The sequence below is a fragment of the Halomonas sp. AOP43-A1-21 genome (assembly GCF_052376775.1).
GTDB lineage: Bacteria > Pseudomonadota > Gammaproteobacteria > Pseudomonadales > Halomonadaceae > Vreelandella > Vreelandella colorata.
In genome coordinates this window covers 1-16,537 of sequence record NZ_JBQSWC010000049.1, presented here as the reverse complement: position 1 = coordinate 16,537, position 16,537 = coordinate 1, and the positions used below count along the sequence as shown (strand labels likewise).

Genomic DNA, 16,537 nt, shown 5'->3' with positions numbered 1-16,537 from the left:
GCGCCTGGGGGCCAAAAAGGTTCTGACGCTGATCAATAACGCTGCTTATGTGGACCTGGTGCAGGGCGGCGATATCGATATCGCGATTTCTCCCCAGCAGGCGACTATCGGTAGCCTCTTAACCCACGTGCGCCGCGGCGATATCGTCAACGTGCACTCGCTGCGCCGTGGGGCGGCGGAAGCCATTGAGGCTATCGCCCACGGCGACAAGCAATCTTCCAAGGTGGTGGGCCGTACCATCCGCGAGATCAATCTGCCGGACGGCACCACCATCGGCGCGATTGTGCGCGGCAAGGAAGTCATTATCGCCCACGGCGATGTCCTGGTGGAAAGCGGTGACCACGTGATTCTGTTTGTGATCGACAAGCGCCGCATCCGTGATGTGGAACGCCTGTTCCAGGTGGGCCTGACATTCTTTTAACCAGGTTTTTGTAAACAGGTTCTTGTAAACAGGCTTTTTAAACCAAGCCCCTAACCGCTTAGATCTCCACCGCCCTGCCGATAAACTCAATGGGGCCGGTGGGCAAGCCGGTTGCCGAGCCGGTTTCCTCTTCAAGCGTCAGCTCAAACAGCTGGTTATCTTGCAGCGGCGGCAGCTCGTTAAGGTTGACATTGATAGGCTCACCCGGCTCTACCAACCCCAGGGATACGGGCGCCTGCCAGTCATCTGCTTTTGTCCAGAACTCAAGCGCCTTGCCTTCCGGCACTGCAAAGGTGCCCAGCGGTATCAACTGAACGCTCTGGCGCGTTGAGGCCTGCACCACCCAACCTGCCGACTGCGTTTGCGGCGCTAAAAGCACTACCATATATTCAGGCGTGGCGGGCACCGGCGAGTTATTAGCGAGCATAATTCCCATAACCAGAGCGGCAGCAATGCCAAGCCCTGCAGCGCCACGCCATACCGGCAGACTGTTGATGAAACGCCGACGCGGTAACCTTACGGGCACAACGTCCGGCACAGGCGTTTGAACTGACGAGCTGTTCAAACTGCGCTTGATGCGCGGCCACAGGTAGTCCGAAGGTGTCACCGGTTGAGTAAGCGCCGTGTAAGGTTGAAAACGGTCTTCCCAGGCGGCAACGGCTTTTTGTAATGCCTCATCGTGTATCAGACGCGCTTCCACTTCCTGGCGCTTATTAAGCGGCAAGGTGCCGAGTACGTATTCGCCCGCCAAGGTATGGTCATCATCATATTCATGTTCGTGCTGACTGAGACGGGTCATGCCATACACTCCCGTAGGCGCAGCAAACTACGCTTAATCCAGGCTTTAACGGTGCCTAGCGGTGCGCCCGTATGAGCGGCAATTTCCGCATGGCTCAAGCCGTCTACATAGGCGTGAAGCACGCAGTTACGCCGTTCTGTTTCAAGTTGTTCCAAGCACTCATCAATACGTTGGCCGGTTTGCCAATCATAGGCTTCCTCAACGCGCGAGGCATGCTGGAATGTTTCATCATGATCAAATTCGGAAGGATCGTTGTGGTCGACATTGACTTCACGGTCCCGGTAGCGAATCGCATTAAGCGCAAGATGGCGCGCGATACTAAAAATCCAGGTTCGCGCTGATCCCTTTGCAGGATCAAAGCTATCGGCACGCTGCCAGATATTCAGGCAGGCATCATGCACGATATCTTCCGCCATACCCCGGTCTTTAACGATTCGAAGCACAACACCTAACAGTGCAGCGCCCTCTTTTGCATAGAGTTGGTGAAGGGCGTCATGATCACCGCGTGCACAGCGTGCAAGCACGGCAACATAGTCAAATTCGCTGGTTACGTCAGTCACATCGACGTTTTTCACATCGACTTTTTTAATACCTATGTTTGTCACAACCTAGCTCCCTGGTGGCGCGCCAATATCGCTTGCCGCACATCCAGTTAGCATAGCCGCTAGGGGCACGACGCACGAGCCCCTAGCGTAACTTAAATTAACTTCTTACTGCTTATTCAGCTGCCCAGAAAATATAGTCAGCTTGATAGGTAACTACCGCAGTAGCACCGTCATGGTCGCTATCGCAAGCAACGTCTGGCGCTACACCGCCTTCGGTATTCAAGCGTTGAATGTAGCTAACGCCGGTCATTGCGCCTTCACCTTCAGCAGGATTGGCTTCTACTAGTTGAAGAGGAATATTGCCATCACCGTTAGGTGCGGTGGCTAACTGGGTGCCGGTAATTTTAGAACCGTCCAGCGCTTCCCAAGTAGCCGGGGGACCATAGTAGCTGCCTACCTGGCTGCCATCGTTATCGTTTAGCGCGGCATGAGGGCCTTTGAAAACCCACGCCATCTCGCCAGAATCATTGGTTTCACACATATAGGTAATTGCACCAACACCTACGGTTTCAAGCGCAACGGTGTTGCCGTCCGGTACCTGGACATCCGCTGGCGTTTCGGCCAGAGCGGCATGACTGAAGGATGCGATCACAGCGGCGGCCAAAGCAGTACGCGTTAGATGATTAATGGTCATATTCAGTCTCCTAAAGGATTATTATCAACCACCGTAAATAGCGGCTGTATAGGGAATACACGCGAGGAGACGTTTTGGATGCAGTCTTTTTAAATTTTTTTAATACTTTTTTAAATACGCTAAAAACAAAAGGGCCGTTTGGTAAAACGGCCCTTCTAACAGCGCTGAGAATACAGCTAATCGAACGCTAAACGCTTACACAGCGGTTGCCTGCATGGCGATCGCCGTATCCAGCATGCGGTTGGAGAAACCCCACTCGTTGTCGTACCACGCCATCACCTTAACCAAACGCCCGTTCACACGCGTGTGGTTAGCATCAAATGTCGATGAATGCGCGTCATGGTTGAAATCGATAGACACCAGTGGCTGAGCGTTCACCGCCAGCACACTCGAATTGGCGGCGGCTTTTTCAACAATTTGGTTGATCTCTTCCTTACTGGTGTCACGGCCTGCGGTAAAGGTCAGATCCACCAACGACACGTTAATTACCGGCACACGTACCGCCAACCCATCCAGCTTGCCTTCAAGTTCGGGCAGCACCAATCCAACCGCGGCGGCGGCCCCAGTTTTAGTCGGAATCATGGAGTGCGTCGCGCTACGTGCGCGGTACGGGTCAGAGTGATAGACGTCTGACAGATTCTGGTCATTGGTGTAGGCATGAACCGTGGTCATTAGACCGTTCTCGATACCCACCGCATCGTTTAACGCCTTGGCCACTGGCGCCAGACAGTTGGTTGTGCAGGACGCGTTAGACACCACCTTGTGTTCAGCAGTCAAAATAGTGTCATTCACACCGTAAACAATTGTCGCGTCAGCATCGGGGCTGGGCGCTGAGATCAGCACCCGCTTGGCGCCCGCCTCCAAGTGTTTGGCAGCCGCGTCACGCTTAGTAAATAGCCCCGTGCACTCCATGACCAAATCGATATTCAGTGAGGCCCAGGGAAGCTTGGCAGGGTCGCGCTCTGACGAGATAGCAATGCGATCCCCATCGACACTGATACTTTCCGCATCGTGCTCTACAGTGAAAGGGAAATGCCCATGCACAGTGTCGTGGCGCAGTAAATGTGAATTTAGCGACGGGTCGCCCAAATCATTAATCGCTACCACCTGAATTTGCTCGCGGTAGCGGTTTTCATAAAGCGCTCGAAGTACGTTACGACCGATCCGGCCAAACCCGTTAATAGCAACTCTGATAGTCATACTGACACCTCACGCTTAGTGGTGAACGGCTTCATTTCGGTAAAAAAATTACCAAAAAGACACTTTAATAGCGCCTAAAAAGCTTAAAATGGCTGAAACCAGTTATTTTTTAGCTAATCTTCAATTTATATGTAGTAAAATTACTATAATATCACCAGGGCCGTCTATACCTTCATGATGACAATTGCATCAATATTCTGATCCCTGGCTACGCTGGTTTTTACGATTTATTAGCAATACTTAAGGAGAACCCGCCATGAATTCATCGAACTCACCTCTGCCGCTTCGTCGTACCAAGATTGTTGCCACCTTAGGCCCTGCCAGCGACCGCCCAGGCGTGCTCGAAGCGATGATCAAGGCAGGGGTCGACGTGGTTCGCCTTAACTTTTCTCACGGCTCACCTGACGATCATCGCCGCCGGCTGCAGGACGTTCGCGATATCGCGCAGCGCTTAGGTAAATGCGTTGCCGCGCTGGGCGATTTACAGGGCCCGAAGATCCGTATCGCCCGCTTTGCTGAAGGGCCTATTCATTTGGAAGCAGGGCAATCGTTTATTATAGACATGGCGATCGATACCCATGCCGGTAACGGTGAGCGTGTGGGCTGTGATTACCCGGCGCTGATTGATGATGTCTCCCCCGGCGACCGTTTGCTGCTGGATGATGGCCGCGTGGTGCTGGACGTAGCCTCCATTGTTGGCCAGGAAATACACACCAACGTACATGTGGGCGGTAAGCTCTCCAATAACAAAGGCATCAACAAACAGGGTGGCGGCCTTTCCGCCCCGGCCTTGACCGATAAAGACCGAGCCGATTTAAAAACCGCCATGGAAATCGGTGTGGATTATCTGGCGGTTTCCTTTCCGCGCTCGGCAGCCGACATGCAGGAAGCCCGCGCACTGCTGGGCGAAGAAGGCAAAGAGATCGGCCTGGTCGCCAAGCTGGAGCGCGCCGAAGCGGTTGCGGATGACGAAACGCTGGATGGCATCATCATCGCCTCAGAAGCCGTCATGGTGGCCCGCGGCGACCTGGGCGTAGAGATAGGCGATGAAGCGTTAATTGGCACCCAAAAGCGCATCATCAAGCATGCCCGTACACTTAACCGTGCGGTGATTACCGCGACCCAGATGATGGAATCGATGATCGAATCGCCGCTGCCGACCCGCGCCGAGGTGTTCGATGTGGCTAACGCCGTGCTGGATGCCACCGACGCGGTCATGCTTTCCGCCGAAACCGCCGCTGGTGAATTTCCGGTAGAAACCGTTGAAGCCATGGACCGGGTTTGCCTAGGCGCCGAGCGCGAGCGGCTGGCGCAGTCGTCCGGTCACCGCATGCATGAAGGCTTTGAGCGCATGGATGAAACCATCGCCCTTTCGGCCATGTACGCCGCCAACCATTTAACCGGCGTCAGCGCGATTGCCTGCATGACCTCCACCGGTTACACGCCGCTGATCGCCTCACGCATTCGTTCGGGTTTGCCCATCGTCGGCCTGGCCCATAGCCCTATTGCCCAGCGGCGCATGGCACTTTATCGCGGCGTGGTTTCGCTTCCCTTCGATACCACGCAGATGGAACCCACCGAGGTTAACCAGGAAGCGCTAAAATTGCTTAAAGCTTATGGATTGGCGCGCCCCGGTGGACATATCATTCTTACTCGCGGCGACCATATGAATGCCCATGGCGGCACCAATACCATGAAGATTATCGCCATCGAGCCTGAAACAGGAGAGTAATCAATGAACGATGCCCGACCGCCTCGCCAGGCGCTGCGTACCCTACCCGCTCAAAAGCGTATTGCACTGATTGCCCATGACGGTAAAAAAGGGGAGCTTCTGGAGTGGGCCACACGCTGGCAGGATACGCTGCGTCAGCATCAGCTGATGGGTACGGGCACTACGGCTGCACGCTTAACCGATCAATTAGGCCTAACGGTTGAAGGATTGATGAGCGGGCCACTCGGCGGCGACCAGCAGATTGGTGCGCGCATCGCCGAGCAGAGGCTCGACGTGCTGGTATTCTTCTGGGACCCGTTCGCCCCGCAGCCTCACGACCCCGATGTCAAAGCGCTGTTGCGCCTTGCAGCACTATGGAACGTACCGGTGGCCTGCAACGCCGCGAGCGCCGATTTTATGCTCTCTTCGCCCTATTTAAGCGAAAGCTACGATATGTCGATACCCGACGCCAACGCCTGGGCCAGTGCCCGCGCTTAACGCTTCTTGCTTCAGCGGGCTTTAAGCCCGCTTGAAAAGATGCCGTTTGACAACCTGCTGCCCAACGCGACGACCGCCTTGGGCAGCCTCCAAAGCGCTATTCAGCGTTAACGCCGCAATGCGGTCATAATCCTGAAGCACCGAATTGACCGGCTCAGGCAAAAAATCCAGCAGGCGATGATCGCCAAAGGTGGCCAGCCGGATATGTTTGGAAAGCCCGCCGCGCTCTAAAAACGCATCGAAGACGCCTTCCATCAAGGTATACGAAGCCGTTACCAGCGCATCCACACCCTCGGGTTGATTAAGCAACTGCTGCGCAAGCACCATTGCCTCACTGCGCTCGTAATGCTCTGCGCTCAAACAGACTGCTTCTATGCCCTGCTCTTTTAAGGCGGCCTTAAAACCGGCTCGGCGTTCACGACTAATTGAAAGCCCCGGCATGGCATCCAGCCAGGCGACTCGCCGGGTATTTTCGTTAAGCACCGAGCGGGTTAGCTTTTCGGCGGCGTCATAATCATCGCTGACCACACTGACAAAATGCTGGCGATCAAGCCCCCGGTCCACGCCTACCACGGCCCAGCCGTCGTTGGCTAAATCCATGTAAAACGGGTCGTCATCGGCCAGACAGCTGGCGGTAATCAGCACCTCGCAGCGCTGGGCACGTAGGGCCAGCGCCAGGGCGCGCTCGCTTTGTGCGCAGTCATCAGAGCTTACAATCAGCAGCCGATAGCCCTGCTCGCGCGCGCCACGCTCCAGGCGTTTAGCCAAGCGGGCGTAGCTGATATTTTCCAGATCAGGAACAATCAACCCCAGTAAGCGACTCGCCCCACGGCGCAGCGCCGCTGCCTGGGGGTCGATCTGGTATTGATGCTGACGGACAACGGCCATCACCTTTTCAATCGTGGCCGCACTGATACGACGCTGTTCCGCCTGCCCGTTGATGACATAGCTGGCCGTGGTGCGCGAAACACCGGCAAGCCGGGCGATATCGGCTAATGTCATGTTTTTTCTCCTTATAAGCCTGCGAAGTGTAACAGCGCCTTGACTACACCCCCACCAAAGTCTAAAAACACACCCCTTGTACCTTTTGCTGAATCGTTTCAGCATATCATCATAAACCACAAGCATCGTTCAATCCGAAAACTCGATGCGCCAACGCACGCTTGCGTCGCGGTCGAGTCGCTACCGGACTCGTCTTTACAGGAGAAATGCATGCTTACACTCGGCCCTAATGACATCTTGCTGAATCGCCATGCCGATAGCTGGCAAGCGGCACTGGATGAGGCCGCCCGGGTGCTGACCGACGCGGGGCTGGTTGGCTCAGCCTACCGTGACGGCCTGCATGCCCGTGAAGCGCAGTCGTCTACTTACTTGGGTAGCGCGATTGCTATTCCCCACGGCACGCCCGAAAGCCGTCAGCACGTTAAGCGTACCGGCGTTCGGGTGCTGCAGTTTCCTGAAGGTATAAAATGGCACGATGGGCATCGGGTGTATGTGCTGGTAACCATTGCGGCACAAAATGACGAACACCTGGATATCTTGCGCGCCCTGACCCATGTGCTGGACCGTGACGGCGTTGCTGAAGAGCTTGCCGCTGCCAGCTCCGCCGAGGACGTCGCCCGCCTGCTGTCTAAATCAGTGCCCGCACCGAAGCTTGATAGCGACACCCTGTGCCTACAGTTTCCGGCACAAAGCGTCCAGGAACTGGCCCTGGCAGCCGCCGCCCGTTTGCGCCAAAGCGGCTGCGTGGATAACCGTTTTATTGCTGATATCGCCGCGAAACCACCGATTTGGCTGGGTGAAGGTTTCTGGCTTGCCAGCAGCGCCAGCGGCGTGCAAAACCCTGCGCTAGGCATGGCAACCCCGGTTGAAACGAACCTGGAAGAAAACAGCCATGCCGTACACGGGCTGTTTTGTCTGGCCGCGCAGGGCAACGCCCACCGCCCCCTACTGGAGCAACTCCAGGCCGTACTTGAAAACGCTGATAGCAAGGCGCTGCTGAAAGCCGATGCATGCCAAGTGCTGGCCCTGCTAGCGGGTGAAACGGCCAATACGCATACCCAGCGGGTGCGTGTTTTAAATCCTCACGGGCTGCATGCCCGCCCGGCCAAACAGTTGGTGCAAACGGCCCGTGCACAGGCGGTGGCGATTAACGTCCGCCTGGAGGAAGGCAGCCCTGTAAGCGTTTCAGCGGCCAGCCTCACCAAAGTGATTGGCCTGGGCGCACGCCGCGGTCAGTGGCTGGTACTGTCAGCCGAAGGCGCCGACGCCCAGCAGGCGCTGACCAACGTGGCGGAAGCCATCGAAGGCGGCCTGGGTGAAAAAGTAACGCCCTTTGACAGCGGCCGTGAGCGCCTGGCGCCCCGCCCCACCAGTCAGGAAGCCATCGTCGAGCCCTTGGCAGCCGATACGCCACATACGGCGATTGCCGCGTCACCCGGGCTTGCGATTGCACCGGTATTTGTTATTCGCCCTCAGCACTTTGATTACGCCGAGCAGGCCGACAACCCTGACCGCGAGTTGACTCGGCTGCATAATGCTATTCAGGAAGGCATTGCCCAGCTGGAAGCCCTAGTGCGTAACGCCGCTGGCGGCGAAGTCGCCGATATTTTATCCATGCACGAAGAGATGCTGGACGACCCCGAGCTTCACCGCGCCGCCGAAGACGCTATTCGCGAAGGCCGCTCGGCAGAAGCCGCTTGGTGGGATGCCATTGAAACCGCCGCCCACGCCCAGGAAATGCTCGCGGACCGCCTGCTTGCCGAGCGGGCCACTGACCTTCGCGATGTGGGTCGGCGGGTGCTGAGTATTCTGTGCGACGTTCAACTGCCCGAGCCGCCTGACCATCCCTACATTTTGGTAATGGACGATATCGGCCCCTCAGATGTTGCCCGCCTGGATACCTCGCGCGTGCGGGGTCTTTTAACCGAGCGCGGTGGCGCCACAGCCCACAGCGCTATTCTGGCCCGTGCGCTGGGCATACCGGCAGTGGTTGGCGCAGGCAAAGCGGTGATGGCACTAACCAACGCCAGCATGATGATTCTGGATGGCGAACGAGGCCGGGTTATCCCCTCACCTTCTGAGCAGCGTTTAAGCCGCGCCGAGCAGCATTTGCTTGATTTACAGGCGCGTGAAGCCGATGCCTGGGAGCGGCGTTTTGAAACTGCCCAGACCCGCGACGGCCACCTTATTGAGGTTGCCGCTAACCTGGGTAACACCGCCCACGCGGAAGACGCTGTGGAGCGCGGTGCAGAAGGCGTTGGCCTGCTGCGTACCGAGTTCCTGTTTATGGCCCACTCAAGCGCGCCGGACCTTGCCACGCAAACCGCCGAGTACCGCCAGGCTATCGATGCATTAAACGGCCGCCCGTTGGTGGCACGTACCTTGGATGTCGGCGGCGACAAGCCTCTGCCCTACTGGCCAGTACCCCAGGAGGACAACCCGTTCTTGGGTCTGCGCGGTATTCGCCTGGCGTTGACCGAGCCCGACGTACTTGAAACCCAGCTGCGCGCCCTGCTGATGGCGGCAGCTCCGGTAGCGGGTTCTGAAGATACGCCGCGACGCTTGCGCATCATGTTGCCGATGGTCAAGGACATCGCCGAGTTCCGCGCCACCAAGGCGATTTTTGATCGCCTGCTAGCCGAGATTCCTGCAGCCGAGCGGGCAAGCGACGTGCAGCTGGGCGTGATGATCGAGATTCCTTCCAGCGCCCTGCTCGCACCCACGCTTGCCGCCGAGGTGGACTTCTTCTCAGTTGGTACCAACGATCTCACCCAGTACACCCTGGCGATCGATCGCGGCCACCCGGAGCTTTCCGCTCAGGCCGATGGACTGCATCCGGCGGTACTGCGCTTAATCCAGATGACCGTTGAAGCCGCCCACGCTCAAGGCAAATGGGTCGGCGTGTGTGGTGAACTGGCCTCTGATACCGCGGCTATCCCGGTTCTGGTCGGGCTTGGGGTGGATGAGCTTTCGGTTAGCGCCCGACAAATCCCGCTGGTGAAAGCCCGCCTGCGCGAGTTTGACCTGGCCGATGCCCAGGCCTGCGCCCAGCTAGCGCTTAGCCGGGCCACCAGCATTGCCGTGCGCGATGCGCTGGAGGCACGCTAATGGCGCGGGTAATGACCATCACGCTTAATCCGGCGCTGGATTTGGCATTTGATCTTGAAGAGCTAGCACTAGGCGCGGTTAACCGCTCCAGACACGCGCAGCTGGAAGCCGCAGGCAAAGGCGTTAACGTCGCACGCGTGCTGGCTTCACTGGGCCATGACTTAGTGGTCAGCGGCTTTTTAGGCCGCGATAACGATGGCCCTTTCCAACTGGCGTTTAAGCACATGGGCGTGACGGATGCGTTTGTCCGCGTGCCGGGCGAAACCCGCATTAACGCCAAATTGGCGGAAAAAAGTGGTCGAGTAACCGACATCAACGGCCCAGGCATTGGCGTAGACGCGGTTCAAATTACCGCCCTGCTGAGCACCATTGAACAGCAGTTAAACGAAGCCCCGGTTGACGCCATTCTGGTAGCCGGCAGCCTGCCGCCGGGATTAAGCCTCGCGGCGTTTAGTGAGTTTCTCACTCACCTGAAAGCCACAGGCGTGCCGCTATGGGTCGATACCAGCGGTGAAGCTCTGCTGCGTGCTATTGAGGTAGGCCCCGAGGCCGTTAAACCCAACGAGATTGAGCTTGCCGAATGGGCCGGTGAAGCATTGGATAATCACGCCAAGCGGGTAAGCGCTACAACGCACCTTCATCAAGCAGGCGTCGGCCAGGCGCTGCTTTCTGCCGGGGCTGAAGGGGTTATCTGGGTGAATGCGAGCGGTGCCTGGCAATCAACGCCGCCCCACGTTCAGGCGGCCAATACCGTGGGCGCAGGCGACACCTTTGTGGCTGGCATGCTGCATGGCCTGTTTAGCCAGCACAGTAGTGAAGAAACCTTACGGTTTGCCACAGCACTTTCTGCCGAATCGGTTCGCCATGTAGGCGTGGGTAATACCCATGCCAACGACTTTGCCTTACTTCTACAACGTACTCAGGTCCAGCGCCTGCACGCCTGCAGCGCCGAGGGAACTTCATGAATATCATCTTAATTACCGCCTGCCCCAGCGGCATGGCCACGACCTTTTTGGCAGCTCGGCGCCTGGAACAGGCCGCCCAACGCCAAGGTTGGAAAGTCCATGTCGAAATGCATGGTGAGCTGGCCCCGGTAGACACGGCTAACGCCGACCAAATTGCCCACGCTGATTTAATCGTGGTCGCGGCGGATCACGTACCGGCCCCCGAACGCTTTGCAGGTAAGCGTTTATACCAGGCGCCTATAGCCCAGGCACTGCCCAACCCGGAAACCTTTCTAGCCACCGCCAAGCGCGAGGCGCCGCTTTACACGCCGCCAGAAGTTCCTCCGGTTAGCGAAGCCATTACCACACCAGGTGAAAAGCGCATCGTGGCCGTCACTGCCTGCCCCACCGGCGTTGCCCACACCTTTATGGCGGCTGAAGCGCTGGCTGAAGCGGGCAAAGCCATGGGACACGCTATTCGTGTAGAAACTCAAGGCTCGGTGGGTGCTCAGGATAAACTCACCGATGACGAAATTGCCGCCGCTGACGTGGTGATTCTGGCCTGCGATATTGAAGTGGATCCTACCCGCTTTGCGGGCAAGCGCGTTTACCGTACGTCTACCGGTACGGCACTGAAAAGATCCCAGGCAACGATTGAAAACGCCCTGGCCCAGGCCACGCTGGAAAGTGCAGGCGCATCTAATGCGTCCTCAACTGAAGGCAAAAGCCTGAAAGAGAAAGGCGTGTATAAGCACCTGCTTACCGGCGTATCGTTCATGCTGCCCATGGTCGTCGCGGGTGGCCTGCTGATTGCCCTATCGTTCATGTTCGGTATCGAGGCCTTTGAGCAGGAAGGTACGCTGGCCGCGGCGCTTATGCAGATTGGTGGCGGTACCGCGTTCGCGCTGATGATCCCGGTACTGGCGGGCTATATCGCTTACTCGATTGCCGACCGCCCGGGTATTGCACCAGGCATGATTGGCGGCATGCTGGCCGCCAACATTGGTTCGGGATTTATCGGCGGCATTTTGGCTGGCTTTTTGGCCGGTTACGTCGCCCTGGCGATCACCCGCTATGTGAAACTGCCTTCAAGCGTTGAGTCGCTCAAGCCTATTTTGATTATCCCGCTGGTCGCAAGCCTGGTGACCGGCCTGGTGATGATTTACGTAGTCGGCGAGCCGGTCGCGGCGTTATTGAACGCTTTAACCAGCTTCCTTGCATCGCTGGATTCCACCAACGCTGTGCTGTTGGGCATTCTGCTGGGCGCCATGATGTGCTTTGACCTGGGCGGCCCGATCAACAAAGCGGCCTATACCTTTGGCGTGGGCCTGCTGGCGTCAGAAACCTACGGCCCGATGGCGGCGATTATGGCAGCGGGCATGGTACCGGCTATTGGAATGGGTATCGCAAGCTTTGTGGCGCGCTACAAGTACTCTGTACCGGAGCGTGAAGCGGGCAAAGCATCGTTTGTATTAGGCCTGTGCTTTATCAGTGAAGGCGCCATTCCGTTTGCCGCCAAGGATCCGCTGCGGGTCATTCCCTGCTGCATCGCGGGTGGAGCCATCACCGGTGCGCTTTCCATGCTGGTGGGTGCCAAACTCATGGCGCCTCATGGCGGTATCTTCGTGCTGCTGATTCCCAACGCCATTACCCCCGCCCTGCTGTACCTGGGCGCGATTGTGGCGGGCTCGCTGGTGACCGGTTTAAGCTACGCGATGCTCAAGCGTGGCGCGGCGCAGGTTGCGGTGGCAAGCTAAACATCGTTTAGCCTTAGAAAGGCAGGATGTTCCTGCCTTTCTCAATATCTACTTATCTTCCCTACTTGTTTTATTACTTCCTAAACATGAATTATGGGCATCTATTTGCCCCCTCGCGCTTTTTATGTAGTATTTTTACACAAATAACATCACGGCCATTGGCTGATACACAACCACGGACCGCCCTATGTTCCAACTTACCCGCAGTGTCACTTGGCAGGCGCTTGAACGCCTGCGCGATAAAACCGCCAACGACCGTATTCGCGATTATTTTCGTCAAGACCCACAGCGCTTTGACAAAATGAGCCTGCGGGTAGGCGGCCTGTTTCTGGACTACTCCAAGCACCATATTTCAGAAGACGTGCTGGATAAGCTGATTGAGCTGGCCAACCATTCCGCTCTGGTGCAGCGCCGGGCACAGATGTTCTCTGGCGATATTATCAACGTCACCGAAAATCGCCCGGTACTGCATACCGCACTGCGTAACCTAAGTGATGAACCGGTGTATGTGGATGGCGAAGACGTCATGCCGGAGATAACCCGCACCCGCGAACAGATCAAGCAGTTCTCGGAAACGGTGCGCAGCGGTGAATGGAAAGGTTACAGCGGCAAAGCGATCAAGGACGTGGTCAATATCGGGATTGGCGGCTCGGACCTAGGCCCCAATATGGCCGTGCGCGCGCTGCTTAAATATCGCCACCCGGAGATGCATTTCCACTTTGTCTCCAACGTGGACGGCACGCATATCCAAAAGGTGCTTTCGCGCCTGGACCCGGCCACCACACTGTTTATCGTCTCGACCAAGACGTTTTCCACCCAGGAAACGCTGCTCAATGCCAAAACGGCCCGGCGCTGGTTTCTGGAGAACGCCGGTGAGGATGCCGATGTAGGCGCCCACTTCGTGGCGGCTTCCACCAACCGCAAAGCGGCGATGGAATTCGGTATTCGCGAAGAGAACGTGTTCGAGTTCTGGGCCTGGGTGGGCGGTCGCTACTCCATGTGGTCGTCCATCGGCCTGCCGATTGCGCTGTCTATCGGCTTTGACGGCTTTATCGAGCTATTGGAAGGCGCCCACGAGATGGACCGCCACTTTATCGAGGCGCCCTTTTCCCAGAACATGCCAGTACTGATGGCACTGATCGGCATCTGGTACATCAACTTTATCGGCGCCGAAACCCAGGCCATCGTGCCTTACGACCAGGCGCTGAACCAGCTGCCCTCCTTCCTGCAGCAGCTGGATATGGAGTCCAACGGTAAGTCAGTGGATATTTTCGGCCACCCGGTCAACTACAAGACCGGGCCGATTGTGTGGGGCCAGACCGGCTCCAACGGTCAGCACGCGTTTTTCCAACTGCTGCACCAGGGCACCCGCTACGTGCCCATCGACTTTATCGCCTCGCTCAAACCCGAGCCGGGCGTAGAGGATCACCACTTCGCGCTACTGACCAACATGCTCGCCCAGGCCAACGCCTTTATGGAAGGCAGCCAGGGCAATAGTAATGAACTCAGCCAGCACGACCCCTACAGCTGCCCCGGCAACCGCCCGTCAAGCACCTTGCTACTGGACGAACTCACCCCCCGAAACCTCGGCGCGCTTATTGCGCTTTATGAGCACAAGGTATTCGTGCAGGGCGTCATCTGGAACATCAACTCGTTCGACCAGTGGGGCGTCCAGCTCGGCAAACGCATCGCCGGTGAAATCAGTGAACGTATTGATACTAATGCGGCTGATTTTGATGCTTCTACGCAGGGGTTGTTGGAGTTGGTGCGGGCGCATTTTCCGGGTGGCGACACGGTAAAGAGTGGTCAGTGCAAAAGCGCCGAGAAACCGGCCAAGAAAGGGGGATAAGCTGAGTTGACATCGCTGGGTCCACTACTGAAACGCCTTGACTAATTTCAGGGCGTTTTTCTCAATCAGTATCATTGGCCTGAGCCAACTGCAGCGTTAATCCAGCCTCAGGGCATCGAACTCTTATACTCTTTTCAGTATCTTCACGTAGAACCAGCTGCACACCGCGGCGGATACGTGTTCATAAATATTCACCAGCTGAATAATGCAGATATAATACTGAATATGCCCTCTAAAACGGCCATTACCCCCTCGAAAAGAGCTTCGAAAAGCCCCACTAGCATCTCGAAAATACCATCGCCATGCATTACAACTGGCGTAGCAACGGCTGAAAGCGCGATACCGCAAACCACCAGACCCAATAAATTAAACCCTGCGAAAAGCATGTATATCACGGCACTCAGTAAAGACAGGCTACCCACGCTATTCAGCACGGTCATTTTTCTCGATTTATCCGGTCTGGCCATACGAACCTCGCTTTATTAAAAAATAATTTAACTTAGCGTCTCTCTTTAGATGAAGCAATATTGTCTTGCACACAACAATCTGGCGCTTCATTCAGCCCCTTCAAACGGCTTCCATCCAGTACTGCGTTACTGTTTCGCCGCAGTGCTTAAAACCCAGTCGTTCGTAAAACCTAACGGCCCGGCTCTGCTTGAGAACTCTAAGCCGCAGCACAAGCCCCTCATATCGCGCCTTAGCCAATATCTCGCTCAAAACCTGGAAACCCACCCGCTGCCCCTGATGATCGGGGGCCAGAAACACTTCCCGCAGTTGAATCAAATTTTCTTCCCACGTTATCCATACAGCACCGATAGTCTCACCATTCAGCGTAAGCACTTCAAAACCACCCTGGCACCATTTTTCATCAAAAGCTGACTTTTGAAGCTTATCTTCCCAGACACCAAACTGACGCTCGACAACTTCCCGATAGGCACTGCGATAAATGTGCCAGACAACGGCACCATCGTCTTTCCGAGCCTTGCGCCTAAGCATTTGCATTCCCCCTTGCTATATGGATAAAACGGGCATGCACATTAACTAAAGATAACCGCAACAAGGCCGATAATTAAAATTAACAATAAGCAGGAACCGCCCATGAAGATCGGATTTTCCAATTTTACCATGCTAAATACTCGCCGCGACCCTGCGTCAGGGCCGACAGCAGTGCGTGTAGCGGGCCAGCCTTTGTCGGCAGCAGCAACCCGTGCTGACGACCAGGAGACAAAACAGCTCAAAAACAGAAAGAAGCGTTTGAAGCGCTGGCATCATTGCCAAGCCCCAAAGAGTCTGCGATGCAGAATGCTTCGCAAAAGGTCGGTTTTTTAAAACAGCGGTTGGAAACGCTTAAAGCAATGATGCGCTTTGCTTCGCCAGAACAGCTTAAATCCATGGCCAGTGAGCTTAAGAGTATCGCGCGCGAGCTAGGTGTGGCGGCTCGGCAATTAAGCGGCTCAGGCAGTAATACAGGTGCTGGTCCCCTTGTTTCTGCCACAGTTAACGCCGCCCAGCCTGCAAGTAACGTTTCCGAGGCGTCTTCTCCAGATAGCGCGCAAAATGAAGGCGCAAGCGCAGACACCCACGGCGCTGAAACAGCACTTGCCAGCGCTGAAGCCTCTATCTCCGTTGAGATGGGTGATGAGCTGAAGAAAGAGCAGACCCTGGAATCAGGTGACACTATTGAGAAAACGGCAGATGAGACCTTGGCGCTCGCGACCTCTTCACTGCGTGATGACAGCCGCTCACAGCCCATCAGCGCCAGCGAACATGCTTTGCGTAGTATTCTGACCGATGCAAGAAAAGAGCTTCGGGAAACCATCAATGAGTTGAAGATTCGTCTACGTGAAGAAGACAAAGAACCGCGTCGCGAACTCAAAAAAGCCGAGGAGGATATGGCCAAGCTAGACCGCTCGCTTGCCCAATCAACATCCAAAGCGCTTTACTCTGCGCTCGGCCAGATGTTGCCCGCTACCGCGAATAGCGTCAGTGTCGTCAGCGGCAGTATTAAC

At 56.4% G+C, this 16,537-nt stretch carries 15 protein-coding genes; 8 read left to right on the top strand and 7 right to left on the bottom strand.

Features of this window, described 5'->3' with window-relative positions:
* A partial coding sequence (locus tag ACT3R7_RS19450) for a TrkA C-terminal domain-containing protein (RefSeq protein WP_496198839.1) occupies positions 1-421 on the top strand: 421 nt, incomplete at its 5' end.
* 58 nt (positions 422-479) lie between these two features.
* Here the strand turns inward: ACT3R7_RS19450 and ACT3R7_RS19445 are convergent.
* The 4 genes from ACT3R7_RS19445 to gap form a co-directional block, all read right to left on the bottom strand.
* The gene (locus ACT3R7_RS19445; RefSeq protein ID WP_193092823.1) at positions 480-1,220 is read right to left on the bottom strand and encodes an anti-sigma factor; all 741 of its coding nucleotides are present in this window, start codon (positions 1,218-1,220) and stop codon (positions 480-482) included.
* Complete coding sequence (locus tag ACT3R7_RS19440) at positions 1,217-1,825, bottom strand: sigma-70 family RNA polymerase sigma factor (protein ID WP_318782785.1); 609 nt, start codon at positions 1,823-1,825, stop codon at positions 1,217-1,219. The genes ACT3R7_RS19445 and ACT3R7_RS19440 overlap by 4 nt, the downstream gene beginning before the upstream one ends.
* Positions 1,826-1,937: 112 nt before the next feature.
* Positions 1,938-2,459, bottom strand: a complete 522-nt coding sequence (locus tag ACT3R7_RS19435) for a DUF3455 domain-containing protein (protein WP_193092822.1) — start codon at positions 2,457-2,459, stop codon at positions 1,938-1,940.
* Between the two features lie 195 nt (positions 2,460-2,654).
* Complete coding sequence (gene gap / locus ACT3R7_RS19430; protein WP_192539621.1) at positions 2,655-3,659, bottom strand: type I glyceraldehyde-3-phosphate dehydrogenase; 1,005 nt, start codon at positions 3,657-3,659, stop codon at positions 2,655-2,657.
* Between the two features lie 256 nt (positions 3,660-3,915).
* On the opposite strand from gap, the gene pyk reads away from it, so the two are divergent.
* Positions 3,916-5,391 (top strand): pyruvate kinase, encoded by a 1,476-nt coding sequence (gene pyk / locus ACT3R7_RS19425; protein WP_193092821.1) that lies wholly within the window; start codon positions 3,916-3,918, stop codon positions 5,389-5,391.
* 3 nt (positions 5,392-5,394) lie between these two features.
* Positions 5,395-5,868 (top strand): methylglyoxal synthase, encoded by a 474-nt coding sequence (locus ACT3R7_RS19420; RefSeq protein ID WP_192539623.1) that lies wholly within the window; start codon positions 5,395-5,397, stop codon positions 5,866-5,868.
* Positions 5,869-5,889: 21 nt separating this feature from the next.
* On the opposite strand, the gene cra is transcribed toward ACT3R7_RS19420, so the two are convergent.
* Positions 5,890-6,975: a catabolite repressor/activator gene (cra, locus tag ACT3R7_RS19415; RefSeq protein WP_264298949.1), complete on the bottom strand. Its 1,086-nt coding sequence runs from the start codon at positions 6,973-6,975 to the stop codon at positions 5,890-5,892.
* 105 nt (positions 6,976-7,080) lie between these two features.
* Between cra and ptsP the strand changes: the two genes are divergently transcribed.
* From ptsP to pgi, 4 genes are all read left to right on the top strand, one after another.
* Positions 7,081-9,978, top strand: coding sequence for a phosphoenolpyruvate--protein phosphotransferase (gene ptsP / locus ACT3R7_RS19410; protein ID WP_193092819.1), 2,898 nt, complete (start codon positions 7,081-7,083; stop codon positions 9,976-9,978).
* Entirely contained in the window at positions 9,978-10,943 is a 966-nt protein-coding gene (pfkB, locus tag ACT3R7_RS19405; protein ID WP_193092818.1) for a 1-phosphofructokinase, read from the top strand. The genes ptsP and pfkB overlap by 1 nt, the downstream gene beginning before the upstream one ends.
* Positions 10,940-12,679, top strand: a complete 1,740-nt coding sequence (locus ACT3R7_RS19400; RefSeq protein ID WP_193092817.1) for a PTS fructose-like transporter subunit IIB — start codon at positions 10,940-10,942, stop codon at positions 12,677-12,679. The genes pfkB and ACT3R7_RS19400 overlap by 4 nt, the downstream gene beginning before the upstream one ends.
* 187 nt (positions 12,680-12,866) lie before the next feature.
* A complete protein-coding gene (pgi, locus tag ACT3R7_RS19395; RefSeq protein ID WP_193092816.1) occupies positions 12,867-14,528 on the top strand; it encodes a glucose-6-phosphate isomerase in 1,662 nt (553 codons plus the stop codon).
* Between the two features lie 191 nt (positions 14,529-14,719).
* On the opposite strand, the gene ACT3R7_RS19390 is transcribed toward pgi, so the two are convergent.
* Positions 14,720-14,995 carry a hypothetical protein gene (locus ACT3R7_RS19390; RefSeq protein WP_193092815.1) on the bottom strand — a complete coding sequence of 92 codons (276 nt, stop codon included), beginning with the start codon at positions 14,993-14,995 and terminating at the stop codon, positions 14,720-14,722.
* Positions 14,996-15,095: 100 nt separating this feature from the next.
* Positions 15,096-15,524 (bottom strand): GNAT family N-acetyltransferase, encoded by a 429-nt coding sequence (locus ACT3R7_RS19385; protein WP_193092814.1) that lies wholly within the window; start codon positions 15,522-15,524, stop codon positions 15,096-15,098.
* Positions 15,525-15,823: 299 nt separating this feature from the next.
* On the opposite strand from ACT3R7_RS19385, the gene ACT3R7_RS19380 reads away from it, so the two are divergent.
* Positions 15,824-16,537: hypothetical protein (locus ACT3R7_RS19380; protein ID WP_496199385.1), on the top strand; the 714-nt coding region annotated here is incomplete at its 3' end.

Bases quoted from the DNA above. Each gene is read 5' to 3' on its own strand.
- ACT3R7_RS19445 (WP_193092823.1), bottom strand. From the start codon at position 1,220: ATGACCCGTCTCAGTCAGCACGAACATGAATATGATGATGACCATACC.
- ACT3R7_RS19435 (WP_193092822.1), bottom strand. From the start codon at position 2,459: ATGACCATTAATCATCTAACGCGTACTGCTTTGGCCGCCGCTGTGATC.
- gap (WP_192539621.1), bottom strand. From the start codon at position 3,659: ATGACTATCAGAGTTGCTATTAACGGGTTTGGCCGGATCGGTCGTAAC.
- pyk (WP_193092821.1), top strand. From the start codon at position 3,916: ATGAATTCATCGAACTCACCTCTGCCGCTTCGTCGTACCAAGATTGTT.
- ACT3R7_RS19420 (WP_192539623.1), top strand. From the start codon at position 5,395: ATGAACGATGCCCGACCGCCTCGCCAGGCGCTGCGTACCCTACCCGCT.
- cra (WP_264298949.1), bottom strand. From the start codon at position 6,975: ATGCTGAAACGATTCAGCAAAAGGTACAAGGGGTGTGTTTTTAGACTT.
- ptsP (WP_193092819.1), top strand. From the start codon at position 7,081: ATGCTTACACTCGGCCCTAATGACATCTTGCTGAATCGCCATGCCGAT.
- pfkB (WP_193092818.1), top strand. From the start codon at position 9,978: ATGGCGCGGGTAATGACCATCACGCTTAATCCGGCGCTGGATTTGGCA.
- ACT3R7_RS19400 (WP_193092817.1), top strand. From the start codon at position 10,940: ATGAATATCATCTTAATTACCGCCTGCCCCAGCGGCATGGCCACGACC.
- pgi (WP_193092816.1), top strand. From the start codon at position 12,867: ATGTTCCAACTTACCCGCAGTGTCACTTGGCAGGCGCTTGAACGCCTG.
- ACT3R7_RS19390 (WP_193092815.1), bottom strand. From the start codon at position 14,995: ATGGCCAGACCGGATAAATCGAGAAAAATGACCGTGCTGAATAGCGTG.
- ACT3R7_RS19385 (WP_193092814.1), bottom strand. From the start codon at position 15,524: ATGCTTAGGCGCAAGGCTCGGAAAGACGATGGTGCCGTTGTCTGGCAC.